This window comes from Cryobacterium sp. TMT2-4, assembly GCF_004402575.1.
Classification (GTDB): domain Bacteria; phylum Actinomycetota; class Actinomycetes; order Actinomycetales; family Microbacteriaceae; genus Cryobacterium; species Cryobacterium sandaracinum.
On sequence record NZ_SOGE01000014.1, the window covers coordinates 114,869 to 139,360 of the forward strand.

Annotated in this window: 23 protein-coding genes and 1 tRNA gene; 19 read left to right on the forward strand and 5 right to left on the reverse strand. The window is 66.1% G+C overall.

The genetic code is table 11. The features are described from left to right. The first annotated feature begins 44 nt into the window (after positions 1-44). Positions 45-911, forward strand: coding sequence for a PPK2 family polyphosphate kinase (locus E3O54_RS04265; RefSeq protein ID WP_104100702.1), 867 nt, complete (start codon positions 45-47; stop codon positions 909-911). 88 nt (positions 912-999) lie between these two features. Here E3O54_RS04265 and E3O54_RS04270 read toward each other — a convergent pair whose 3' ends face one another. Then, positions 1,000-2,232, reverse strand: coding sequence for an isochorismate synthase MenF (locus E3O54_RS04270; protein ID WP_233191371.1), 1,233 nt, complete (start codon positions 2,230-2,232; stop codon positions 1,000-1,002). 65 nt (positions 2,233-2,297) lie between these two features. Between E3O54_RS04270 and ubiE the strand changes: the two genes are divergently transcribed. The 12 genes from ubiE to E3O54_RS04330 all read left to right on the forward strand — a co-directional run bounded on the left by ubiE (position 2,298) and on the right by E3O54_RS04330 (position 13,378). After that, positions 2,298-3,023: a bifunctional demethylmenaquinone methyltransferase/2-methoxy-6-polyprenyl-1,4-benzoquinol methylase UbiE gene (ubiE, locus tag E3O54_RS04275; RefSeq protein ID WP_104100704.1), complete on the forward strand. Its 726-nt coding sequence runs from the start codon at positions 2,298-2,300 to the stop codon at positions 3,021-3,023. Positions 3,024-3,055: 32 nt separating this feature from the next. After that, complete coding sequence (locus tag E3O54_RS04280; RefSeq protein ID WP_370247281.1) at positions 3,056-4,126, forward strand: polyprenyl synthetase family protein; 1,071 nt, start codon at positions 3,056-3,058, stop codon at positions 4,124-4,126. A 23-nt stretch (positions 4,127-4,149) separates the two neighbouring features. Further along, entirely contained in the window at positions 4,150-5,535 is a 1,386-nt protein-coding gene (locus E3O54_RS04285) for an FAD-dependent oxidoreductase (protein ID WP_134401005.1), read from the forward strand. A gap of 6 nt (positions 5,536-5,541) precedes the next feature. Further along, positions 5,542-6,174: an A24 family peptidase gene (locus E3O54_RS04290; protein ID WP_241972953.1), complete on the forward strand. Its 633-nt coding sequence runs from the start codon at positions 5,542-5,544 to the stop codon at positions 6,172-6,174. Positions 6,175-6,558: 384 nt separating this feature from the next. After that, the gene (locus E3O54_RS04295; protein WP_104100708.1) at positions 6,559-6,753 is read left to right on the forward strand and encodes a Flp family type IVb pilin; all 195 of its coding nucleotides are present in this window, start codon (positions 6,559-6,561) and stop codon (positions 6,751-6,753) included. Between the two features lie 180 nt (positions 6,754-6,933). After that, a complete protein-coding gene (locus tag E3O54_RS04300) occupies positions 6,934-7,278 on the forward strand; it encodes a TadE/TadG family type IV pilus assembly protein (protein ID WP_241972954.1) in 345 nt (114 codons plus the stop codon). Then, positions 7,266-8,315 carry a TadE/TadG family type IV pilus assembly protein gene (locus E3O54_RS04305; RefSeq protein WP_134375457.1) on the forward strand — a complete coding sequence of 350 codons (1,050 nt, stop codon included), beginning with the start codon at positions 7,266-7,268 and terminating at the stop codon, positions 8,313-8,315. Before E3O54_RS04300 ends, E3O54_RS04305 begins: the two co-directional genes overlap by 13 nt. Before the next feature lie 8 nt (positions 8,316-8,323). Further along, complete coding sequence (cpaB, locus tag E3O54_RS04310) at positions 8,324-9,061, forward strand: Flp pilus assembly protein CpaB (protein ID WP_166790081.1); 738 nt, start codon at positions 8,324-8,326, stop codon at positions 9,059-9,061. Next, positions 9,058-10,065, forward strand: coding sequence for an AAA family ATPase (locus E3O54_RS04315; protein ID WP_104100710.1), 1,008 nt, complete (start codon positions 9,058-9,060; stop codon positions 10,063-10,065). The genes cpaB and E3O54_RS04315 overlap by 4 nt, the downstream gene beginning before the upstream one ends. Further along, positions 10,062-11,546 (forward strand): CpaF family protein, encoded by a 1,485-nt coding sequence (locus E3O54_RS04320; RefSeq protein ID WP_134401007.1) that lies wholly within the window; start codon positions 10,062-10,064, stop codon positions 11,544-11,546. The genes E3O54_RS04315 and E3O54_RS04320 overlap by 4 nt, the downstream gene beginning before the upstream one ends. Continuing rightward, positions 11,543-12,499, forward strand: a complete 957-nt coding sequence (locus E3O54_RS04325; RefSeq protein WP_134401008.1) for a type II secretion system F family protein — start codon at positions 11,543-11,545, stop codon at positions 12,497-12,499. The genes E3O54_RS04320 and E3O54_RS04325 overlap by 4 nt, the downstream gene beginning before the upstream one ends. Before the next feature lie 9 nt (positions 12,500-12,508). Then, positions 12,509-13,378: a type II secretion system F family protein gene (locus E3O54_RS04330; RefSeq protein ID WP_241972956.1), complete on the forward strand. Its 870-nt coding sequence runs from the start codon at positions 12,509-12,511 to the stop codon at positions 13,376-13,378. Between the two features lie 126 nt (positions 13,379-13,504). Here E3O54_RS04330 and E3O54_RS04335 read toward each other — a convergent pair whose 3' ends face one another. Then, positions 13,505-13,993, reverse strand: coding sequence for a YajQ family cyclic di-GMP-binding protein (locus E3O54_RS04335; RefSeq protein WP_104100714.1), 489 nt, complete (start codon positions 13,991-13,993; stop codon positions 13,505-13,507). A gap of 25 nt (positions 13,994-14,018) precedes the next feature. Beyond that, positions 14,019-15,035 (reverse strand): LacI family DNA-binding transcriptional regulator, encoded by a 1,017-nt coding sequence (locus E3O54_RS04340; protein WP_104100715.1) that lies wholly within the window; start codon positions 15,033-15,035, stop codon positions 14,019-14,021. Positions 15,036-15,187: 152 nt separating this feature from the next. On the opposite strand from E3O54_RS04340, the gene E3O54_RS04345 reads away from it, so the two are divergent. The 3 genes from E3O54_RS04345 (at position 15,188) to E3O54_RS04355 (ending at position 17,595) form a co-directional block, all read left to right on the forward strand. Then, positions 15,188-15,269, forward strand: a tRNA-Tyr gene (locus E3O54_RS04345). A gap of 31 nt (positions 15,270-15,300) precedes the next feature. Next, positions 15,301-16,134, forward strand: coding sequence for an inositol monophosphatase family protein (locus tag E3O54_RS04350; protein ID WP_134401009.1), 834 nt, complete (start codon positions 15,301-15,303; stop codon positions 16,132-16,134). A 276-nt stretch (positions 16,135-16,410) separates the two neighbouring features. Beyond that, complete coding sequence (locus tag E3O54_RS04355; protein ID WP_134401010.1) at positions 16,411-17,595, forward strand: M23 family metallopeptidase; 1,185 nt, start codon at positions 16,411-16,413, stop codon at positions 17,593-17,595. Between the two features lie 27 nt (positions 17,596-17,622). On the opposite strand, the gene E3O54_RS04360 is transcribed toward E3O54_RS04355, so the two are convergent. After that, positions 17,623-18,522 (reverse strand): GTP pyrophosphokinase family protein, encoded by a 900-nt coding sequence (locus tag E3O54_RS04360; RefSeq protein WP_370247288.1) that lies wholly within the window; start codon positions 18,520-18,522, stop codon positions 17,623-17,625. A gap of 244 nt (positions 18,523-18,766) precedes the next feature. Next, positions 18,767-20,434, reverse strand: coding sequence for a glycoside hydrolase family 13 protein (locus tag E3O54_RS04365; RefSeq protein WP_104100718.1), 1,668 nt, complete (start codon positions 20,432-20,434; stop codon positions 18,767-18,769). A 173-nt stretch (positions 20,435-20,607) separates the two neighbouring features. Here E3O54_RS04365 and E3O54_RS04370 point away from each other — a divergent pair, with 173 nt between their 5' ends. From E3O54_RS04370 to E3O54_RS04380, 3 genes are all read left to right on the forward strand, one after another. Continuing rightward, positions 20,608-21,846 carry a maltose ABC transporter substrate-binding protein gene (locus E3O54_RS04370; protein WP_104100719.1) on the forward strand — a complete coding sequence of 413 codons (1,239 nt, stop codon included), beginning with the start codon at positions 20,608-20,610 and terminating at the stop codon, positions 21,844-21,846. A 96-nt stretch (positions 21,847-21,942) separates the two neighbouring features. Continuing rightward, positions 21,943-23,580 carry an ABC transporter permease subunit gene (locus E3O54_RS04375; RefSeq protein WP_134372042.1) on the forward strand — a complete coding sequence of 546 codons (1,638 nt, stop codon included), beginning with the start codon at positions 21,943-21,945 and terminating at the stop codon, positions 23,578-23,580. A 1-nt stretch (position 23,581) separates the two neighbouring features. After that, positions 23,582-24,490, forward strand: a complete 909-nt coding sequence (locus E3O54_RS04380) for a sugar ABC transporter permease (protein ID WP_104100721.1) — start codon at positions 23,582-23,584, stop codon at positions 24,488-24,490. The last annotated feature ends 2 nt before the right edge of the window (positions 24,491-24,492 follow it).

Consider the following 24,492-nt stretch of genomic DNA (forward strand, 5'->3'; position numbering starts at 1 on the left):
CCGGGGCGTCTGCGGGACACTGATCCTGTAACGAAGGGTGCACCGTGGCTGGACGTAGCGAGCAGGAATTCTGGGCCGGGGAACCGGGGGCGTTGCTGCGGGTGACGCCGGGGTTCCGGCTCGCGGGCGTGGACCCCGCCTCGACGCCCGGCTTCGACGGGGTGGAGAAGGACAGCGCGGATGAAGCGCTGGCCTCCGGGGCCGGCGTGCTGTCGGACCTGCAGGAGATGCTCTTCGCGAACAGTCGGTCCGGCGACCCGCGCCGCGTGCTCCTCGTGCTGCAGGCCATGGACACGGCCGGCAAAGGCGGCATCGTGCGCCACGTCGTCGGCGCTGTCGACCCCCAGGGCATCCGTCTGTACGCGTTCAAGGCGCCCACGGAGGTGGAACGGTCCCACGACTTCCTCTGGCGGGTGCGCAAACGGCTGCCCGACGCCGGCTTGATCGGGGTCTTCGACCGTTCACACTATGAGGATGTGCTGGTCGGCCGCGTACGCGCGCTGGCCCCGGCGGCGGAGATCGAGGAGCGCTACGGCCTGATCACCCGGTTCGAGCAGGAACTCGTCGACGCCGGCACGACGATCGTCAAGGTCATGTTGCACATCGGCTCCGACGACCAGAAGGAGCGCCTGGCCGAGCGGCTGGAACGCGCGGACAAGCACTGGAAGTACAACCCGGGCGACATCGAGGAACGCATGCAATGGGCCGCCTACCAGGAGGCGTACCAGCTCGCCCTCGAACGCACGTCGACCGTTGCCGCGCCCTGGTTCGTAGTGCCGGCCGAGAAGAAGTGGTACGCCCGCCTGGCCGTGCAGCACCTGTTGATCGACGCCCTGCAGCGTCTCGACCTGACCTGGCCGTCCGCGACCTTCGACGTCGAGGTCGAGAAGGCCCGCCTCGCCGCGACCTGAGTGTGTTCGTTCGGTCGAGAGTGGCCCGCGGAGCGGGCACTCTCGCCCGGAGCGGGGATCCTCGCTGCGCGGAGTCTGCGGAGGCTTCTCAGCCGAAGGCCTCCACGACGGGGCGGAACTTCATGCGGGTTTCGGCGAGCTCGCGCTCCGGCTCGGAGTCCAGCACGATGCCGCAGCCAGCGTAGGCCGTGACGCTGCCGGCGGGGCTGACCTGGGCGCAGCGCAGGGCGATTGCCCACTCGCCGTCGCCGTCGGCGCCGACCCAGCCGACCGGGCCCGCGTAACGGCCCCGGTCAAACGGCTCGAGTTCGCGGATCAGGGCGAGCGCCGTCCCGGTGGGCGTGCCGGCGACCGCGGCCGTCGGGTGCATGGCGGCGATCAGGTCGAGCGAGTTCGATCCGTCGCTCAGGGTGCCCTCGACATCCGTTGCCAGGTGCCAGAGGTTCGGCAGCTTCACGGTGAACGGGATCTCGCTGGTGATGAGGTGAGAGGTGTGCGGGCGGAGCGAGGCCAGCACGCTCTGCACCGCGAAGGCGTGTTCGTCGCCGTCCTTGGCGGAGGTGGCCAGCTGGAGGGCTGCCTCCAGGTCGGAGGCGGCATCCGCGCCCCGCGACATCGTGCCGGCGAGCACGCGGGCGTTGACCTCCCCGTGGTCGGCGCGGATGAGGGTCTCCGGGCTGGAGCCGACGAGGCCGTCGACCGCGTAGGTCCAGCAGTCGGGGTAGCCCAGCGCCAGCTCGCTGACGGCGCGGCGCAGGTCGGATTCCGCCGGCAGCCGCCCGACCAGGTCGCGGGCCAGCACGACCTTGTTGAGGTCTCCGGAGGCGATGCGGGACACGGCTTCGCCGACCGCGTCGCGGTACCCGGCGGGCGGCAGCGCGCCCGGCAGCAGGGAGATGCGGTATTCGGTGCCGAGAGGACGGCGAGCCAGGGGAATCTCCGGCGGCGTGGTGCCGGTCGGCCAGATGCGCGTCACCCAGCATCGGCCGTTGTCGCGCCCGATGACGACCTGCGGCACGATCAGCACGCTGGTCTGGGCCGAGGAGGCGTCGAAGGCGAAGGCTCCGAAAGCGAGCAGGCCCGTGCCGGTGCTTTCGATCGGGTCGGACACGGTGGCGGCGGCCGCGACGTCGCGCCAGGCGGTGGCGGCATCCGTCAGCCGGGTCGCTCCGGAGAACTCGAGCCGCAGGGCCGTGCCGATGCCGGCCAGACCCTGGTTGCGCCGCATCCAGAGCAGCGGTGCTCGGGTGTCGAGCAGAAGAATCAGTTGGCGGATGTCGGCGATGGGGGTGGTTTCAACCGTTAGAGCCTGAGCATTCACCTGCATAGCCTATGCCAGAGGCTGTGAAGAGCCCGGCGTGTCCGCGGGCAATCTAGACTGTGGGAGTGAGTAGAGCAGACCTCAATAAGCAGCCCGAGCAGGTCGCTGCCATGTTCGATCAGGTCTCCACCCATTATGACCGCACGAATGCCGTTCTCTCGGTAGGGAACGCGGCCCTGTGGCGGATGGCCGCGACCCGCGCCGTGAACCCCCGGCGCGGCGAACGCATCCTCGACATCGCCGCCGGAACGGGCACGTCCAGCGTCGCGCTGACGAAGACGGGCGCGCACGTTGTGGCCGCCGACTTCTCGGAGGGCATGATCGCGGTCGGCCGTTCACGCCACGCGGACAATCCGCAGGTCGAGTTCGTTCAGGCCGATGCCACCGCGCTGCCGTTCGCCGACAACGAGTTCGACGCCGTGACCATCTCGTTCGGCCTGCGCAACGTGGTCGAGCCCAAGAAGGCCCTGGCCGAGTTCTACCGGGTGACCAAGCCTGGGGGGCGCGTCGTGATCTGCGAGTTCTCCACGCCGCCGTTCGCACCGATCCGGCTGGGCTACTTCGCCTACCTCACTCGCGTGATGCCGATGATCGTAAAGCTCGCGTCCTCCAACGCGGAGGCGTACGACTATCTGGGCGAGTCGATCGCGGCCTGGCCGAATCAGCAGACCCTCAGTGCCTGGCTGCGGGAGGCGGGCTTCGACGCCGTCGCCTACCGCAACCTGACCTTGGGTATCGTGGCACTGCATCGCGGCATCAAGCCGACGGATGCGTCAAACGCACCGTCTTGAATCCTCCCAGATCCGATCGTTAGGCTGACAGAGTGAAACCGAGCATGCCCCTGTTCCGTCGCGGCTCATCCGTGACGAGCCAGCTCGGCCTCAGCGATCGCATTTTCTCGACCGCCCAGGACCGTGGCCTCGCCGCGGGCATCGACGGGGGAATCGACCAGGTCGAGGCCAGTCTGCTCGCCGAGGTGACCTTTGCCGACGAGATCGCGAACGTCACCAGCCGCTACCTGCTCAACGCGGGCGGCAAGCGCGTGCGCCCCATGCTGGCGCTACTCACCGCCCACCTCGGCAGCGGCAACCACGCGGACGTCATCACCGCGGCCACCGCGATCGAGATCACCCACCTGGCCTCGCTCTACCACGACGATGTGATGGACGACTCGGACAAACGCCGCGGGGTGCCGAGCGCGCAGACCGTGTGGGGCAACTCGGTGGCGATCCTGACCGGGGATCTGCTCTTCGCCCGCGCCAACCAGCTGATGGCACGGCTGGGCGAACGGGCCATCCGTTTGCAGGCCGACACCTTCGAGCGCCTCGTGCTCGGCCAACTGCACGAGACCGTCGGTGCACAGCCCGGCCAGGACCCCGTGGAGCACTACATCCAGGTGCTCGCCGACAAGACCGGGTCGCTGATCGCGGCGGCCGCCCAGGCGGGCATCATCTTCTCCGACGCCCCCTCCGAGTTCGAAAAGCCGGTGATCGCGTTCGGCGAGAAGATCGGCGTCGCCTTCCAACTCATCGACGATGTGCTTGACCTCTCCCCGCAGCCGGAGGAGACCGGCAAGGTGCCCGGCACCGACCTGCGCGCCGGGGTGGCCACCCTCCCGCTGCTGCGCCTGCGCGAGCGCGCCCCGCACGACGACGACGCCGCCGCCCTGCTCGAACGCCTCGAACGCGACGTGATGGCCAGCAACGGCGTCGCGACCGCTGCGGCGGACTCCGCGATCACCGCGCTGCGCGAGCACGACGTGACCGGGCAGACCCTCGCCGAGGCGCACGGCTGGGCGCATGACGCGGTCGAAGCCCTCGCCCCGCTGCCGGACGGCTCGGTCAAGAAGGCCCTCACCCGTTTCGCCGACACGATCGTTGAACGATCCAGTTAGACGATCAAGCTAGAAAGGCTTCCATGACCAAGTTGCGATTGGCCATTGTCGGCGCGGGACCTGCGGGTATCTACGCCGCCGACATCTTGCTCAAGGCGGAACGGAACTTCGAGGTTTCGATCGACCTGTTCGACCACCTGCCGGCACCCTATGGACTTGTGCGCTACGGCGTCGCCCCGGACCACCCCCGGATCAAGGGCATCATCACGGCCCTGCGCGATGTGCTCGACCGCGGCGACATCCGCGTCTTCGGCAACGTGCGGTTCGGTATCGACATCACCCTCGACGATCTGAAGAAGCACTACAACGCCGTCATCTTCGCGACCGGGGCCGTGCGCGACGCCGACCTGGACATCCCGGGCATCGACCTGGACGGGTCCTACGGGGCCGCCCGGTTCGTGAGCTGGTTCGACGGGCACCCCGACGTGCCGCGCTCCTGGCCGCTGGAGGACCAGGAGGTTGCCGTCATCGGCAACGGCAACGTGGCGCTCGACGTCGCACGTATGCTCGCCAAGCACGCCGACGACCTGCTGAGCACCGAGATTCCGACGAACGTCTACGAGGGACTCAAGGCATCGCCGGTGACGGATGTGCACGTGTTCGGCCGCCGTGGACCGACCTCCGTGAAGTTCACCCCGCTGGAGCTGCGGGAACTCGGCGACCTGCCCGATGTGGACATCGTCCTCTACGACGAGGACTTCAACTACGACGATGCCGCGCGGGACGCCGTGGCCAGCAACAAGCAGGTCTTCGTGATCGACAAGGTTTTGAACAAGTGGCGGGAGCGCCCGGTCGGCACGGCCAGCCGCCGCCTGCACCTGCACTTCTTCGCCAAGCCCGTAGAGATCGTCAACGACGGCGAGGGCCGGGTCGGCGCCATCCGTTACGAACGCACCACCCCCGATGGGCAGGGCGGCGTCGTCGGCACCGGCGAGATCCGCCAGCTCCCGATCCAGGCCGTCTACCGCGCCGTGGGTTACTTCGGGTCGCCGCTGCCGGGCGTTCCCTTCGACAGGAAGCACGGCGTGATCCCCAACCGGGAGGGGCAGGTTCTCTGGAAGGGCGACCCATCGTTCGGATCGAAGAGCGCCAACACGCAGCTGTACGGCGTCTACGCGACCGGGTGGATCAAACGCGGACCGGTCGGGCTGATCGGGCACACGAAGTCCGACGCCATGGAGACCGTGCGGCACCTGATCAACGACCTCGGCAACTGGTGGCGCCCGGAGTCGCCCTCGGAGCAGAGCATCGTGGACCTGCTCGACGAGCGAGGGGTGCAATACACGAACCTCGACGGCTGGCACCGGCTCGATCAGCACGAGCTCGCGCTCGGCTCCGACGAGGGTCGCGTGCGGGTCAAGGTGGTTCCCCGCGACGAGATGGTCACGATTTCCCGCGGCGTGAGGTAGACGCGCGTGGCGCCCTGGCTGTCGATTGTCGCCGGTCTGATCGGCGCCGCACTCGGGGTTTTCCTGACCGGGATTGTCGAACGGATGTTGCGCATCCGCCGCCGCTTCGCCTGGCCGGTGCGTGCCGCGGTGACCGTGTCGACCGGCCTGCTGGTCGCCCTGGTCGTGTGGGAGTTCGGGGTCGGGTGGGAGCTGCCGGCGTATCTGTACCTGGCACTGATTGCCGTGGTGCTCAGCGTCGTCGACATCAACGAGAAGCGTCTGCCGAACGCGTTGGTCTACCCCTCGCTGATCGTGCTACCGATACTGTTGACGCTCGCGGCGGCGGCATCCGGGGCCTGGCAGGCCCTGCTCGGGGCCTTCCTTGGCGGTGCCGCGCTGTTCGCGTTCTATCTCGTGCTCGCCCTGATCTCGCCCGGCGGCATTGGCATGGGCGACGTGAAGCTGGCCGCCGTGATCGGCCTTGCGCTCGGCTACCTGGGCTGGACCCCGTTTCTCGTCGGTGCTTTCGGCGCCTTCCTGATCGGCGGCCTGGTCTCGTTGGTTGCCCTGACGCTTCGCCGGGTGACCCTGCGGGGCTCCATCCCGTTCGGGCCGTCCATGCTCGCCGGGGCCTTCCTGGGCGTGCTGTTTGCCTGAATTTTCCCCCCCGGCGGGGGCCAGGACGTTCGCTGAAACGGGGCTACGGTGACGCTGTCACCGACCCTACGGCGAGTTCGCTTCACCCGAGGAGTACCTGTGTACCCGAATCTTCCTGCCCGCGGCGCGCCCGGAGACACCTCCCGCGCGGTTCCCTGAGCCACTCGAACTGACCGGCCCGAACCCGAATGACGGCCTCGCTCGCGACAAGCCCACGTCGCGGGTCATTGTCACGCCGCTTTCGGATTTCATCTAGCGCTCATTCAGCTACCCCTAAGACAGGGACCCCCCCTTTTGGGGCGTAGTGAGGTTTTCTCGACGAACGTAGCTTGTGGTCATTCGCTCGGCCGACCTGGCCGGCCCACACAGAACGGAAAACCCGAGATGAAGTTCTACACCAAAATTCAGGCCCTCATGAACAGCCTGCGCACCGACGAAGAGGGCGCCACCGCAGTGGAGTACGGCCTCATGGTCTCGCTCATCGCCGTCGTCATCATCGGCGCTGTCGGCGCAATCGGCCTCGCCCTGACGGGGATGTTCAATGGCGTTGCGGTCGACCTCGGCGGCACCCCCGGCTAACCGACGCGTGCCCGGCGGAACATGATCCGCCAGAACCCCGTGCGCCGGCGGTGGCTTGCCAAAACGAGCCGCCGCCGCCCGCACTCACCCCCGACTTTCACCCGCAACGCCAGGCCTACCCGAAGGGGCCACCAAATGATGCGTTTCCTCCATCGACGAGGCGAACGCGGCGCTGCCGCCGTGGAGTTCGCGCTCGTGCTGCCCATTCTCCTGCTGCTGGTGCTCGGCCTCATCGAGTTCAGCCGGCTCTACAACATTCAGATTTCGCTGTCCAATGCGGCCCGCGAGGGCGCCAGGAACATGGCGATTCACAACAGTCAGTCGACGGCCAAAACCGCGGCCATCGCCGCCGCCCCGTCAATCAGCCCGAGCATGTCGGGCGGCCAGATCTCGATCACGCCCGCGGCGTGTGCCGCCAACCAGGCCGTCACGGTCACCATCACCTACAGCGTGTCACTTCTGACCGGTTATTTCGGCACCACGCTTCCCCTGACCGGCAAAGGAGTCATGCTATGCGGTGGTTGAATCGTGGGCTTCGTTCCGAGCGCGGTGCGAGCGCTGTGATGGTCGGTATCCTGCTCGTGCCTCTGCTGGGGTTCGTGGCGATTGCAGTCGATGTCGGGGCCCTCTACGCGGAGCGCGCACAGCTTCAGAACGGCGCGGATGCCGCTGCCCTCGCCATCGCCCGCGATTGCCAGGACGGTGTCTGCACCGATCCGGCCGGCGCCGCCGCGCGCTTCACCAACGACAACGCGAATGACGGCGCCGCCAACGTGCTGGCACCGAGCATCAGCATGGCTAACAAGACCGTGACGGTCTCCGACAGCACCCGCGTCGCCGGCACCAATGCAGGGGCCATCAGTCACCCCTTCGCCCGGTTCATCGGCATCGACCCTACGACCGTGGGCGCGACCGCCACGGCGCAGTGGGGCGGCCCGGGGTCCGGCCCCGTGCTCGCGCTCGCGCTGTCCTGGTGCGAGTTTCAGGAGTCGTTGGCGGCGTCGGGCAAACATGTGACCATCCGCACCGACACCAACAAGATCTGCAAGCACGCTCCCTCAGCGGAAGTCATCCCCGGGGGATTTGGTTGGCTTGACAACGCCAACGCCTGCGTGGCGATCGTCAACTTGAGTCTCAACCTTGACGCGGCCGGGCAGCTCTGGGTGGGCAGCGACGCCGGCGGGAGTGTGAACACCGACTGCAAGTCGAAGCTGGAAAGCCTCAAGGGCACGACGGTGCTGGTGCCGATCTATGACCGCGTTCGTGGCACGGGAACCAACGCCGAGTATCGCATCTTCGCCTTTGCCGGGTTCACCATCACCGGCTGGAACTTCCCGTCCACCAAGGTCCTCGATCCACTGGCCCCGCTCTGCCCCGCCGCAGCCCCAACAGCTCCCAAGGCTCCCAAGGACCCCAAGGCCCCTAAACCCTGCGATGAAAGCGACAAGAGCAATAACTGGAACGGCATCCAGGGCTACTTCAATAAATGGGTCTCCATCGACGGGGCGTTCGGACTGGGCGGGCCTCAACTCAACGCAACCAGCGTCAACCTAATCAAGTAGGAGCTGCAATGAAAACCCGACTCATTGGCGCGATCCTCGCGATCGTTCTGGCCATCGTTGGCACCGTCGTGCTCACCGGTTACGTGAACAGCGCCGACGCGCGAGCAGCCGACGGCGCCGAGTTCGTATCGGTCTACCTGGTCGCCGATGAGATCCCAGCCGGCACCGAGGCGAGCGCGATCACCGACCTCATCACCGCGAAGCAGATCCCGGCCCTCGCCGCGGTGCCGGGCCGGGTGACGAAGCTGAGCGACCTGGAGGGCTTGGTGGCGGACACCGCACTGATGCCCGGCGAGCAGCTGCTCGAGTCTCGCTGGGTGACGCCCGCCACGCGGGCGGCCAGCGGAGACGTCGCACTGCCGGAGGGAATGCAGGCGGTCAGCATCGCCCTTTCCGTCGAGCGGGTGGTCGGCGGCACGATCAAGCCGGGCGACACCGTCGGCGTCGTGATTTCCGCTACCATCAAGGGCGCTGACGGCGCCGAAGACACGCCAATCAGCAGGCAGGTCTTCCACAAGGTGCTCGTCACCGCGGTACGCGAGGGAACCAGTACGCCCCCTGCCGACGGAGCGGACGCGGCAGCCGAGGCAGCCGAGACCGTCATGGTCACTCTCGCTCGGCCGACCGCAGATATCCAGAAGTTGGTTTGGGGCAAGGAATTCGGCAGCGTGTGGCTCACCATCGAGCCGAAGACGGCTGATGAGACCGGTTCAGCGGTCGTCGACGGAAGCGTCGTGTTCCAATGAGCCGCCCACGACTGAGCCCCTGGCGTGACGGGGTGCTGGGGTCGGTAGCGCAGACGGCCTCGGCCGTCGGACCCGGCGACGAAGCCCGGGATGGCAGCTCGGGCGAGATCGGGCTAGCGGATGTCACCGCACTCGACGACCGGTCGGCAGCCGATGAGCAGGAACCGTCCACCCTCGAACCCCCCACCCTCGATCCGCCCACGACCGAGGAGACTCCGGAGCCGGAGGTCATCCCGCGCCAGACCATCGCGGTGGTGGCCGCCAAGGGCGGTGTCGGCAAGACGACGATCGCGACCAACCTGGCCGTCGGCCTCGCCAAGCTGGCCCCGCTGTCGGTGGTGCTCGTCGATGCCGATGTGCAGTTCGGGGACGTGGCCATGGCCCTGTCGCTGACACCCGGACGCTTCCTGCCGGATGCCGTCACCGCCGTCGCGGCCAACGACGCCATGGTGCTCAAGGCCTACCTCACCCCGCATCCGGACGGCTACTACGTCGTGTGCGGCGCGGAGTCGCCGGCCGACGGGGACCGGGTCACCGGCGAGCAGCTCGGTCACCTGATTCGCCAACTCGCCGGGATCTTTCGGTTCGTGATCATCGACACGGCGCCCGGCCTGGGTGAACACGCGTTGGCCGCCCTCGAGGCTGCCACAGACGCCGTATTCCTCTGCGACATGTCCGTGCCGGGTGCACGCGGCCTGCGCAAGGAGCTCGCCGTTCTCGCCACCATCGGCATCATGCCGCCGGCCCGTCATGTCGTGTTGAACTTCGCCGACCGGGTGAGCGGGCTGAGCGTGAAGGACGTCGAGGCAACGATCGGTGTGCCGGTGGACGTCGCCGTTCCCCGATCGAGCCTGGTGACGCTGTCCACGAATCGTGGCATTCCGCTGCTCCAGAACGGAAAGAAAAATCCAGCGTCGGCTGCCCTCACGGACTTGGTGCGCCGATTCGACCCCAGCGCGTCACTCAAACGCGGTCGCTTGCATCGAAGGGTGGTTGTCGCATGAAACTGACCGACCGAGTGGAGGCGGCACGCCGCGATGGTCCACTGCACAAGCTCGACAAGAAGACCGGCAACGGCAACCTCTCTGCATCGAGGGCGGTGACGGACGTTGCCCTTCAACCCTCCACCGAGGCCACAGCTGCACCGGAGGCAGAGGCTCCCGCTCCGGAACCCGCGCCCATCCCGGCGCCGCCGCTTGACCCACTGGCAGAACTCAAGGAACGGGCGGCACAGGAACTCTTCGGCCGTATCGGCACGCGCCTGAACGACCCGAGCCTGAGTGAGGAACAGCTGCACTCGTATGCCAGGGCCGAACTCGGCAGCATCGTCGCCGCCGAACAGGTTCCGCTCAGTCCGGAGGAGCGCACCCGGCTGATCGCCGAGATCGGTGCCGACGTGCTCGGGTTCGGCCCGCTGGAGGCACTGCTCGCCGACGTCGGCGTGACCGAGATCATGGTCAACGGCCACGAGCAGATCTTCGTCGAGCGTGACGGCCAGCTCAGCCGCAGCGCTGCCCGCTTCACCAGCGAGGCCCAGCTGCGCCGGGTGATCGAGCGCATAGTGTCGAAGGTCGGGCGCCGCATCGACGAGTCGTCGCCGCTGGTGGACGCGCGCCTCGCCGACGGCTCGCGGGTGAACGCGATCATCCCGCCGCTCGCGGTCGACGGCTCCTCGCTCACGATCCGCAAGTTCGCGCGCGAACCTTTCACCGTGAACGACCTCGTCGGCTTCGGCACGCTGAGCGCCGAGATGGCCCAGGTGCTGGATGCCTGCGTGAAGGCCAAACTCAACATCATCGTCTCCGGCGGCACCGGAACCGGGAAGACGACGCTGCTCAACGTGCTCTCCGCCTACATCCCCTCCAATGAGCGCATCATCACCATCGAGGACGCGGTGGAGCTGCAGCTACAGCAGGACCATGTGATCCGGCTGGAATCCCGGCCGGCCAACATCGAGGGTAAAGGCGAGATCACCATCCGTGACCTCGTGCGCAACTCCCTCCGGATGCGGCCGGACCGAATCGTGATCGGCGAGTGCCGCGGTGGCGAGAGCCTGGACATGCTGCAGGCGATGAACACCGGGCACGAGGGATCGATCTCGACCGTTCACTCGAACTCGCCGCGCGACGCGATCGCCCGGCTCGAAACCCTCGTGCTGATGGCCGGAATGGACCTGCCGCTGCGCGCCATCCGAGAGCAGATCTCGTCGGCGATCGATGTGATCATCCAGATCACCAGACTCAAGGACGGCACCCGTCGGGTCACGCACGTGACGGAGGTCCAGGGCATGGAGGGTGACATCGTCACCCTGCAGGACGCCTTCGTCTTCGACTACAGTGCCGGCGTCGACGAGGCCGGACGCCTGCTCGGCCACGCGGTGGCGACCGGCGTGCGGCCCCGGTTCGCCGACAAATTCCGGGACCTCGGAATTCCGTTGTCCCCGAGCGTGTTCCAGGCCAACCTCGTCACCCGGAGCCAGAGATGAATGAGCTGGCCCTCTACGGAGGAATCGCCGCCGCGCTGATCGCCCTGTTCGTGATCGTCTTCCTGGTGATCGCACCACCACGGCCCCGGGTGCCGCTGGAACGCCGTCGAGCGCCGGGCGCGGTGGACACGTCGACCCTCACCCGGGTGACCGACCGCACGGTCGAGGCCATCGAGGGTGCGATCCTTCGTCGCGGCCGCGCGCCGTTCACCGCGGAGGAACTGGAACAGGCCAGCATCCGGATGCAGCCGTCCGGCTTCGTGCTCATGGTGCTCTCGACGTCGACCGTGCTGGCCCTGACCGGCCTGCTCTTGGGGAACGGCACCTTCTGGGCGATACCGCTCCTGGCGACCTTCGCGGCGCTCGGCCCGATCGGAGCGAAGGTGTTTCTTCACGTGCGGGCGGGGCAGCGTCGCGCAAAGTTCGCGGAACAGCTCGACGAAACCCTTGCGCTTCTGGCCGGCGGCCTGCGGGCCGGTCACAGCCTGCTGCGGGCGGTGGACGCGGCCTCCCAGGAGACGCCGTCGCCGTCGGCGGACGAGTTGGCTCGGGTCGTGAACGAGACTCGCATCGGCCGGGACCTCGGTGATGCTCTCGACAACACCGCCACCCGGATGCGGAGCGAGGACTTCCAGTGGGTGGCGCAGGCGATCGCCGTCAACCGTGAGGTCGGCGGCAACCTGTCCGAGGTGCTCGACCGGGTGGGCCACACCATCCGGGAACGTAACGAGATCCGTCGCCAGGTGAAGTCGCTCGCCGCCGAGGGAAAGATGTCAGCCTGGGTGCTGATCCTCTTGCCGATCGGGGTGTTCACGTTTCTGCTGCTGACGCAGCCGAACTACTTCGCCGGCTTCTTCGGCAGCATCTGGGGCATCGCCGCCCTGGTCGTCGCCGCCATCCTGCTCGTCGCCGGCTCATTGTGGATGATGGCCGTCGTCAAGGTCAAGTTCTAGGAGAATCCAGTGCCTTCACTCATCGCAATGCTTGCCTCGCTGGCCGTTGCCGGCGGATTCGCGGTCCTGGTCGGCATCCTCGTCGGCGGTCGCGCTGGCAAGCCGATCACCGACCTCGGGGATGCAGGTCTAAACCTCGTCGGGACGACCGCAACGCGCGTCAGACGGGGTCGAACGATGCGCGAACTAGCTCCCCGAGGGTACCTCGGGATGCTCGACCGCAGGCTGGCGCTCGCCGGTCGGCCCCCGGCCTGGACCATCGACAAGATCCTCATCGCCAAGCCGCTCGCGGGCACCGCCGGTGCGCTCCTGGCGCTCCTGTGGATCAGCGGGGACCCGGTCCCGACGCGATTCGTGCTCGGTGCGCTCCTTGTGGTTCTGTGCTTCTTCGTGCCCGACCTTCTCCTGATCAGCCGCGGGCAGGAGCGACAAGAGAAGATCCAGAACGCCCTGGCCGACACCCTTGACCAGATGACGATCGCCGTGGAGGCCGGCCTCGGCTTCGAGGCCGCCATGGCCAAGGCGGCGACGAACGGCAAGGGGCCGCTCGCGGAGGAATTCATCCGCACCCTGCAGGACATGAGCATCGGCCGCACCCGAACGCACGCCTATCAGGCGCTCGGCGACCGCACCTCGTCATCGGACCTGCGCCGGTTCACCCGGTCGGTCATCCAGGCCGACACCTACGGCATCGCGATCGCGGACGTGCTCCGGGTGCAGGCCGGGGAAATGCGCCTGCGCCGCCGTCAGCGCGCCGAAGAGAAGGCGATGAAGATCCCGGTCAAGGTGCTCTTCCCACTCATCTTCTGCATTCTGCCGGTGCTGTTCATCGTGCTACTCACCCCAGCCGTGCTGAGCATGATCGAAGCGTTCTCCTGAACCTCGCCGGAGCCGAACGCGCCCCTAACGAATTCGACGGAGATTCTGCTGTAAAAACACGCTTTGAGGCACTTCCGCGGCGAAATCGGCAAAATCTCCGTCGAATTGGTGAATGCAGGCGTGGGCCTAGCGGAAATTGACGAACTGCAGGGCCACGTCGAGGTCTTTGCCCTTGAGCAGGGCCATGGTGGCCTGCAGGTCGTCGCGGCTCTTCGAGCTGACCCGCAGCTCGTCGCCCTGGATCTGGCTCTTGACGCCCTTGGGGCCCTCGTCGCGGATGATCTTATTGATCTTCTTCGCATTTTCCTGGTCGATCCCTGCCTTCATCGAGGCCTCGATCCGAAACTCCTTGCCCGAGGCGAAGGGATTACCAGCGTCCAGGCTGCGCAGGGAGATGCCGCGCTTGATCAGCTTGGATTCGAAGACCTCGAGGATGGCCTTGACGCGCTCCTCGGAGTTGGCCTTCAGGAGCACCTTTTCGCCGCTCATCTCGATCGAGGCGCCGACATTCTTGAAATCGTAGCGCTGTGCGACTTCTTTGTGCGCCTGGTTGAGGGCGTTGTCGACCTCCATCGGGTCTACCTTGCTGACGATGTCGAACGTTGAGTCTGCCATGCCTGCAATAGTACCCAGTGGGTGCCTATTCGCCCGGCCGGGCAGTGCTGGAGCGCACGAGGAGCTCGAATGGCATGGGGGTGTTCAGGGACGAGAGCTGGTTCTGGCCCGGACGCAGCCGGTCCAGCAGGATCTCGACGGCCTTCTCGCCCTGCCCCTGCGGAAACTGGGCGATCGTGGTGAGGCCGAAGAAGTCCGCGAGTTCGTGGTCATCGATTCCGATCACGGACACGTCCCGTGGCACGACGAGGCCGAGGTCCCGTGCCGCAAGGATGACTCCGATCGCCATCTCGTCTGAGCCGGCGAATACGGCGCTCGGCCGACCGCGCGGGTTGCCAAGAAGTTGAATGGCCGCTTGGTAGCCGCTTTTCATCGTGAAGTCCGCAGGCCTGAACAATTCGGCAGCCGGAGTGATTCCGGCTGCCGTCAGGGCTAACTCATAGCCGACCCGGCGGTTGGTGGGAAGATGGAAGTCCCGGTCGACGTCCTCATTTCCGCCGATGTGTGCGATCCGTGTGTGGCCCAGGGAGAGGAGATGTTCCGTGGCGAGCCTGGCCACGGCAACATCGTCGATCGTGAGCGTGCGAACACCCTCGATCGGGCCGCCGACGCCGACCAGTGGCTTGTCGAGTGCGTGCAGGGTGGCGACTTCGGTCGTGGTCAGTTCGAGCGAAATCGCGATGACAGCATCCACTCTCTGACGCAGCAGGAAATGGTTGAACACGATGCGGCGCTCGCCTCCGCCGCCGGTCAGGCTGAACAGGGTGAGGTCAAAGCCGTTCTTCAAGAGGGATTTCTGCGCACCCTCGACAACGCTGGAGAAGAACCAGCGGTCAAGGAACGGAACGACGACACCGATGTTCTTCATCCGGCCGGAGGCGAGACTCGATGCCGTGGACGAGACGACGTAGCCGAGTTCCCCGGCGGATGCTTCGACCTTTAAACGGGTGGCAGGGGATACATGGCCGTTGCCGCTGAGTGCGCGCGAAACAGTGGCGGTAGAGACGCCCGCGTGGCGGGCGACGTCATCGATGCCTACCATGAGGTTCCTATCGGGAATGAAGTTGAGTCATCTCCGATCATATCCACCGTCCGATAGGTACCGGACGTGCCGATTTCTCACTGGGGACCAAAACCTTGTATTCTGACTGAGCGTCTCCGGTCACGTGTTTTGCATATGGTCGGGTGCGTACTGGCAAGTTACCCAAGTGGCCAAAGGGATCTGACTGTAAATCAGCCGTCTTAGACTTCGGGGGTTCGAATCCCTCACTTGCCACTCTCTCTTCCGCATCATTTAGCGTTGCACCATGACCACACGTGCCTCAGCCGGATTGCTTCGCCTCGCCCAGGACACCGCGCTCGCCGCGGGGCAAATGGCTGCCCGGCGGAGAACTGTCGGGGTGCAGGTCGCCGCGTCGAAGTCCTCCCCGGAGGACGTCGTGACCCTGGCCGACCGGGAAACCGAGTCGCTGATTCGGGCTCTCCTGGCCGACGCCCGGCCCGATGACGGTTTCTTAGGAGAGGAGTCGGCGGCCACCCGCGGCACATCCGGCCTGACCTGGGTCGTGGACCCGATCGACGGCACCGTCAATTACCTCTACGGTTTTCCGGCCTGGGCGGTTAGTATCGCCGTCGTCGAGGGTGACCCCGATCCGGCCACCTGGACCACGCTGGCCGGCGCCGTCTACAACCCGACCGGTGACGAGCTGTTCACCGCGGCAGCAGGTGACGGGGCATGGCTGGGCGTCCGCCGGCTGCAGGTGCCGACGGACGTGCCGCTGTCGCTGGCGTTGCTGGGCACCGGTTTCTCCTATCGCGCGGCCGAAAGAGAGCGGCAGGCGGACGTCGTGCGGGGCCTGATCGGCGAGGTACGGGACATCCGTCGCATCGGGTCGGCCGCACTCGACTTGTGTTCGGTTGCCGCCGGGCGGTTGAACCTCTATTACGAGCGCGGGCTGAGCCCCTGGGACCACGCGGCCGGCGCGCTGGTGGCGCGCGAGGCCGGCGCTCGAGTCGGTGGCTTCGGAGCCGACCGTGAGGGTATGGGCCTGCTCATTGCCGGGGCTCCCGACCTTTATCGGGTCTGCCAGCCCCTTCTGGCCAAACTTTTCGATGACTTCATGGCCGACGCGGAAGCGTAGGCGACTGAACCGCTTCGAACGAGACGGATGCCGCGGAAACACCGGTGACCGACGTGCTCGTGGCGGCCCGGGGAGATCGCCGGAAACGGAGGCAGTGCCCCTTTTTCGGGTGTCATTCTGCTTCGAAGAGTAGGGATAACCGGCCTCCGGGCGGTAGCCTGTACTGATTCGTTACTTTGGTTGAGGCCAAGACGACTATCTTCTTCTGTCCAATGCGCCGAAAGAACCGATCCTTTGCTCCCTCACTCCTCTAGCTCGGCTGCCTCGGTGCCGGGTGTGAGTGACCCTGAAACGAAGCCCCTCACGCGTCGCGAACTGCGCGAGCGCGAGCGGATGTCCGTCCCGGTGCTGGACATTCCAGGCTCCGCGGTCACCGACGCGCCGACCGCCGCCGATCCCGCTGGTGCCGGGCCGTCGACGCCGGACCTCGACCTTCTGGTCGCCGCGAGCCTCGCTGAACCCGAATTCGAGTCCGTGACGATCGCTGACTCGGACCGCCTGATCGCCGCGCCGGCCGCCGCCGACGCTCCGGTCTCCGACGTGGACCGGCTGCAGACGGCCATCTCCGCCGTCACGACGTCCACGGAGATCCCCTTCCCCACCCGGGCGCAGCGGCGCGCGGAACAGCCCGCCTCCCGCCCCCGCCGCGCATCGGCCCGGGAGCGCCTGGCGCCCGCCGTTCACCCGGCCGCCGCCACCGCGCCGGCACCCCAGCCCCGCACCACCGCGACGGCCCCCGCCAATCGGGTGCGCAAGTTCGCCACGACGGGCGTCACGATGGTCGCCATGGCCTTCGTCGCCCTGATGGCCGTGGCCACCTCCCTGCCGGCCGAGGCGCTGCTGTCCTCTGCCGATGTGCAGGCCGCCGCCTACAACGCGAAGCTGAGCGCCCAGGGCGAACCTGCCCAGACGCTCTCCATGACCGGCGGAGCGGACACCATCTCGGTCGAGCGTGACGGCTACGAGTCGAAGACCATCGCCGAGGTCGCAGCGGCCAGCGGCATCCGGATGGAAGCGACCTTCACGAACAACCCGAACGGCACCGTGCAATGGCCCTTCTCGGTGGGCGTGCACATCGGTGACGAGTTCGGCTTCCGCGACTGTGCGGGCTGCTCCTCCAACCACGGCGGTCAGGACTTCAACCCGGGCCTGGGCGCGCCGATCCAGTCGATCGCCGACGGCGTCGTGCGCTACGCCCAAGACGGCGAAGGCAGCCTCGGCGTGCACATGATCATCGACCACATGATCGACGGCGAGCTCGTCTCCAGTGTCTACGCGCACATGATCCACGGCTCGATGCTCTTCAAGACCGGCGACGTCATCACGGTCGGCCAGGTCATCGGCCAGGTCGGCGACACCGGAATGTCCACCGGCCCGCACCTGCACTTCGAGATCCGCGTCGGCGGCAAGGACGGCACCAAGGTCAACCCGCTCGTCTGGCTGTACGCCAACACGAACTAGTTCGACCCCGACACGGGCCAGCTGGGACTAGCCGGCCGCCTCGGCCTTGGTCTCGTCCTCAGGCTCGGTCACTGGCGCGGACTCGGGCGGGGACTCGGCGGTCCGGGCGCGGCCGATGGCCGCGAGGAGGCCCTCTGGCAGCGCCAGCTGCGACAGCCCGGCGATCTCGAGCAGGTGGGTCTCTCCGCTGCCGTCGGGCGCCATGGCCAGGACCTGGTCGTGCAGGCCCTCCATTTTCAGGTCGAGGCGATTGGCGGCATCCGCCGCCTGCTTGAGGTCGCCCACCAGATCCACCGGAACCGCCCCGTGGTACTTGTAATAGATCTTGTGCTCGAGACTCGCCCAGAAGTCCATCGCGACCGTTCGGATCTGGATCTCGACCGTGACCTCGTCGACCCGGTCGGACAGGAAGACGGGGATGTCGACGATCAGGTGCAGGCTCTTGTAACCGTTCGGCTTCGGGGCGGCGATGTAGTCCTTGACCTCGAGCACCGTGACGTCGAGTTGGCTGGTGAGCATGTCGAGAATGCGGTACGTGTCCGAGATGAAGCTGCAGGTGATGCGGATGCCGGCGATGTCTTGGATCTGGGCGCGAATGTCGTCGAGGACGAGCGGGCAGCCCTTGCGGACGGCCTTCTTCAGGATCCCGTCGGGCGTCTTTAGCCGAGAGTTGACGTGCTCGATCGGGCTGTAGTCGTGGATGGAGGCGAACTCCTCCTTCAAGATGTTGATCTTCGTCATCATCTCGTCGGTCGCGAACTTGTATGCCAGCATGAACCGGGTCAGTTCTGTCGTGAGCTCGCGAAGTTCGGCGAGATCCCCGCGCGTCGCGGCCGCCTGGTCGGCTTCGGTGTCGGTGTCGGTGTCGGTGCCGGGTCCCGGTTCGGTTCCGTGTTCGGTTCCGCCGTCGATCCCCGTGCCGGTCACTGCTACTCCTTCTATGCGCTCCCCGTTCAGGCGACGCCCTTCGATTGTCCCATGGCGGCGCTGCGGGGTCACTGATCGCGTCGCCGGGGCACGCGGCATCCGTCGCCTTCGAGCGCCGTTCTGCCCCGTGCCCCGAACGAATTCGACGGAGATTTTGCTCTAGAACTGGGTTTTGAGCTCTAAACTGGCCGTTTCGGGCAGAATCTCGTCGAATTCGTTTGGGCAAACGCCCCTGGGGTGGGGGCTAGGCGCGCAGCCAGACGGTGGTGTCGCCGGGGAGCGTGTTGCCGGGCAGCGGGCCGCTGGCGAGGAGGAGTTCGCCGGCAGGCAGAGGCACGGATGCCGCGCCCGTGTTCGCGACGACCGTCACCGCGCCGTTGCGCAGCGCCACGATCTCGTCAGCGTGGCCGTCCAACCACTCCACCGAGCCCAGCCCGAGGGCGTGCTCCCGGCGCAGGCCCAGGGCCAGCGTGTACAACTCGAGGGTGGAGCCGGCGACGCCGACCTGCGCGTCGCGGGCGAGGCCCGCCCACTCGTCCGGCTGCGGCAGCCAGCTCTCGGCCGAGGGGCCGAAGCCGTAGGAGGGAGCGGCGGCTTCCCAGGGGAGCGGCACGCGGCATCCGTCACGGCCGTAGCGCTCTCCGTTGGTGCGAAACCAGGTGGGGTCTTCGCGTGCGGAGTCGGGCAGGTGGATGACCTCGGGTAGACCCAGTTCCTCGCCCTGGTAGAGGTAGCTGGAGCCGGGCAGTGCGAGCATGAGCGCCGAGGCGGCCCGGGCCCGGTGCAGGCCGATCACGCTGTCGGGCAGGTCGGGCGTCGTCGGCCCGATACCGTGGCCCTGCAGGTTCTCGTGGTTGAGCGCGAGCCGGGAGGCGTGGCGCACGACGTCGTGGTTGGAGAGCACCCAGGTGCTCGGGGCACCAACTGCGCCGAACGCAGCGAGGGAATCGTCGATGACGCGGCGGAGGGCCGGGCCGGCCCAAGCCGTCTCGAGGTAGGCGAAGTTGAAGGCCTGGTGCATCTCGTCGGGGCGCACCCACTCGGCGACGTGGCTGAGCGGATCGACCCAGGCCTCGGCCGCGAGGATGCGGTCGCCCGGGTACTCGTCGAGGATGAGGCGCCAGTCGCGGTAGATCTCGTGTACACCGTTCTGGGCCCAGTAGGGCGCGGTTTCGGGCCACTCGGTGATGATGCCTGACCCCTCCGTCGAGGCACCGCCCATGCTGCCGCCCGCGACCGGAGGCGTGTAGTCGGGAAGACCGGTCGCTTTGATCATGCCGTGCGCGACGTCCACCCGAAAACCGTCCGCCCCGCGGTCGAGCCAGAACCGGAGCACATCGCGGAATTGCGCCTTCACCCATTCGTTGTCCCAGTCGAAGTCGGGTTGTGTGGTGTCGAAGAGGTGCAGGTACCACTGGCCGGGAGTGCCGTCCGGGTTCGTGACGCGGGTCCAGGCATTGCCGCCGAAGACGGAATCCCAGTTGTTCGGGGGAAGGTCGCCGTGTTCGCCCTGGCCATCACGGAAGATGTAATGCGCGCGCTCCTCACTGCCCTCGGCGGCGGCGAGGGCAGCTTTGAACCACGGATGCTCACTTGAGGAGTGGTTTGGCACAAGGTCAACGATCACGCGGATGCCCAGCTCGTGTGCCGTGTGCTGCAGGGTGTCGAAGTCATCGAGCGTGCCGAAGAGAGGGTCGACATCGCAATAATCGGCCACGTCGTAACCAGCGTCGTTCTGCGGTGACGTGTAGAACGGCGAGAGCCAGATGGCGTCTATCCCGAGAGCCCGGAGAGCAGGGAGACGATTGGTGATGCCGATTAGATCGCCCATCCCGTCACCGTTGGCGTCCGCAAAGGACCGAGGATAGATCTGATAGATAACTGCGGTTCGCCACCACTCTGAGCCTGTCATGAAAAGAAACCCTACGGCATTCTCGTGACTATGGAAGCGCTTGCAGGCCTGCGGGCTAAGCGCATCACCTGCTCAAGATTCAGATCCGGCTATTTCAGTTGTCAATGGTTCCGATACTTGCTATAAATGTAAACGCTTGCATAAATTTTCAATGTCCTGAGAAAGGCACACCAATGATGGTGAACATGAAAGGTCTCGTCGCTGCCGGCGCAGTAGTGGTCGCAGCGTCCCTCGCATTGTCCGGATGCTCCGGCGGGGCCTCTCCGCAGGGTGGCGAGGGCGATAAAGCCGCCGCCAACACCTTGACGGTTTGGGTCGATGCTGACCGCGGCACGGTCCTCAAAGACGCGGCGGCGGCATTCACGAAGGAATCCGGCGTCAAGGTAAAACTCATCCAGAAGGACTTCCCCAAGATCCAGGAAGAGTTCATCGCCCAGGTTCCGACCGGCAAGGGCCCCGACATCACGATCGGCGCCCACGACTGGATCGGGAACCTCGTCTCGAACGGCGTGCTCAAGCCCGTCGAACTCGGCGATACGACCGCTGACTTCCAGCCGGTCGCCGTCACCGCGATGACCTTCGAGGGCAAGACCTACGGTGTCCCCTACTCGATCGAGAACATCGCCCTCCTCCGCAACACGGCCCTGGCGCCGACCGCGCCGGCGACGTACGCGGACATGGTCGCCGCCGGCACCGCCGCCGGCACTGAGTTCCCGTTCCTCGTGCCCGTTGGACCGGAATCGGACCCGTATCACCTGTACCCGTTCCAGACCTCGTTCGGCGCCCCCGTGTTCGGCACCAACTCCGACGGCAGCTACAACGCCGAAGACCTCTCGATCGGCAACGCCGGTGGAGAGGCCTACGCGGCCTGGCTCGCATCCGAAGGCGCCGCAGGGCACCTCAGCGTGAACATCACCAACGACATCGCCAAAGAGAAGTTCAACGCCGGCGCATCGCCGTTCTTCCTCTCCGGTCCGTGGAATGTCCCGGATGCCCAGAAGGCCGGCATCGACGTCGCGATCGACCCGATCCCGACCGCCAGCAGCAACCCTGCCCAGCCGTTTGTCGGCGTGCAGGGCTTCTTCGTGAGTGCGAAGACCAAGAACGCTCTCGCTGCCAATGAGTTCCTGGTGAACTACATCGGCTCCGAAGAGGTGCAGACCGCGCTCTACGAGGTCGGCGGGCGCCCGCCCGCGCTGACCAGCGCCTTCGAGGCAGCTGCCGCCGACCCGATCACCGCCGGTTTCGGTACGGTCGGAGCAACCGCCGTTCCGATGCCGAACATCCCGCAAATGGGCAAGGTCTGGCAGTTCTGGGGCGTCACCGAGGCCGCGATCATCGCGGGCGAGGGTGACCCGGCAGCGCTGTGGCAGAAGATGACCGGCGAAATCCAGGGCGCCATCGCGAAGTAACACCGTGTGCCCGGCTTCATCAGGGGGCCGGGCACAGCGTGCTCCCTCACCGCACATCAGGCAAGGTTGCCGGCAGGCGCCAGAGAACGGACGAAGATGCCCACCCCACGAACAGGTCGCGATCGCACCGCGCGCGACAACTCGCTGGTCACCCAGTGGAGGCAATCCAAGCGGGCGGGACGAATTGCCGAGGCGGCGTCCGTCGGGATCAAGATTCTCCTGGTGAAAATTCTGCTCCTCGGTATCGTCGACGCAATCAGCGTCTACGCTCTCTTCGTGCTCTTCCTGAAACAGGACTGGGTCATCTTCGGACTCGTTCTGGCAGTCACCCTGATCGTCAACTGGATCTACTTCAGCAAAAACGCTCTGCCGGCCAAGTACCTCACCCCCGGCCTGATCTTCCTCGTGATCTTCCAGATCTTTGTTGTGGGCTATTCCGGCTACATCGCGTTCACGAACTACGGCACCGGGCACAACAGCACCAGGGCGGACGCGGTCGCATCACTCATCGCCTCCGCGCAGCAACGAGTGCCGGACTCGGTCGCGTATGACATCACCGTGATCGAGCAACTGGGTGCCTACAGCCTCCTCGTCACCGACCCTGACGGCCGGATCAGCGTCGGCGGCACCGACGCGCCCCTGCGTGAAGTCACCGATGCCGAGACGGATGCCGACGGCGTCGCCACCGCACTTCCCGGCTACACCTCGCTCAAGTTCAGCGACATCGCTGCCAATCAAGAGGTCATCGCGGCCCTCTCGGTGCCGCTCACCGACGACCCGAACGAGGGGGTGCTCCGCACCCCGGACGGCTCAAAGGCCTATCTCTACCTGTCCGATCTGGTCTACGACGAGGCCGCGAGAACGATGACGAACACCACGACGAACGTCGTCTACGCCGAGGACGGCACGGTCGGAGCGTTCGCCGCGGAGGACGGTACCGAACTGCGCCCCGGCTGGAAAGTTGAGGTCGGATTCGATAACTTTGCCCGTGCGTTCGGCACGGAATCCATTCGGGGGCCGCTGATCAACGTGACCCTGTGGACCTTTGCCTTCGCTTTCCTTTCTGTCGCCACCACGTTCGCGCTCGGGCTCTTTCTGGCGCTGGTCTTCAATGACCTGCGGATGCGCGGACGCAACGTCTACCGCGTCGTCTTGATTCTTCCCTACGCGTTCCCGGCATTCCTGTCCGCGCTGGTCTGGGCTGGGCTGCTCAACCCGCAGTTCGGCTTCGTCAACCAGGTGCTGTTCGGCGGGGCGGAAATACCCTGGCTCACAAACGAGTGGCTGGCCAAATTCAGCATCATCTTCGTGAACCTGTGGCTCGGCTTTCCCTACATGTTCTTGGTCTGCACGGGTGCTCTTCAGTCGATTCCCGGCGAGTTGCAGGAGGCAGCAACGGTCGACGGGGCGCGGCCCTGGCAGGTGTTCCGGCTGATCAAGCTTCCGCTGCTGCTCGTGTCGGTGGCCCCGCTGCTCATCTCGTCGTTCGCGTTCAACTTCAACAACTTCAACCTCATCTACATGCTCACCAATGGCGGGCCGAGAGACGTTACCGCGGGAGTGAATGTCGGTGCGACCGACATCCTCATCTCGATGGTCTACAAGGTCGCCTTCGTCGGTGCGAACCGCGACTACGGATTGGCGAGTGCGTTCTCCATCATCATTTTCCTGCTGGTCGCGATCGTGTCGATCATCAGCTTTAGGCAGACCAAGGCACTAGAGGAGCTGAACTGACATGCAGGTCAACAATCGGGAGACTAGCGACCGCATCGTCGTGAGAAATTCGTCATTCCAGTTCAAGCGCTGGTTCAAAGCAACGGGATGGCGCCACCTGATCGGCGTGTTCATGGCCGTGTTCTCGGCGTTCCCCCTTGTCTACGTGCTCTCGGCAGCGCTGCAACCCGGTGGCACCCTGATCACCGCAAATGGGCTATTCAGCGAGGTGAGCCTCGGCAGCTTTGTGACGCTCTTCAACCTGCCCCAACAGCCATACGCCGCCTGGTACGGCAATACCCTGATCATCGGAGTGATCACCTCGATCGGCACGGTTTTTTTGGGGGCCCTTGCGGCATATTCCTTCTCCCGGATGCGTTTTTTCGGTCGCCGGGGGGGACTGCTCACGCTCGTACTGTTGCAGATGTTTCCCCAACTGTTGGCTGTCGTCGCGATATTCCTTCTGCTCAACGGCATCTCTGATATCTTCCCGGCGATCGGACTGGACTCGCAGGTCGGCCTGATCATGGTCTACCTCGGCGGGGCTCTTGGGGTGAACACCTACCTGATGTACGGATTTTTCAACACGATTCCCGCTTCGATCGACGAGGCCGCCAAGTTGGACGGTGCTGGTCACGCTCGCATCTTCTTCACGATCATCCTGCGACTGGTCGCACCCATTTTGGCGGTCGTCGGCCTCCTCTCTTTCATCGGCACGACGAACGAATTCGTCATCGCGAGCATCGTGCTGATCAGCCCCGAGAATCAGACCCTCGCGGTGGGCCTCTACCAGTTCGTGTCTCAGAAATTCTCCACCAACTACTCGGTCTTCGCGGCCGGCGCCGTGCTCGCGGCCTTGCCCGTGATGGCCCTGTTCCTCTGGCTGCAGAAGTACATCGTCGGTGGCCTGACCGCCGGATCGGTGAAGTAGGG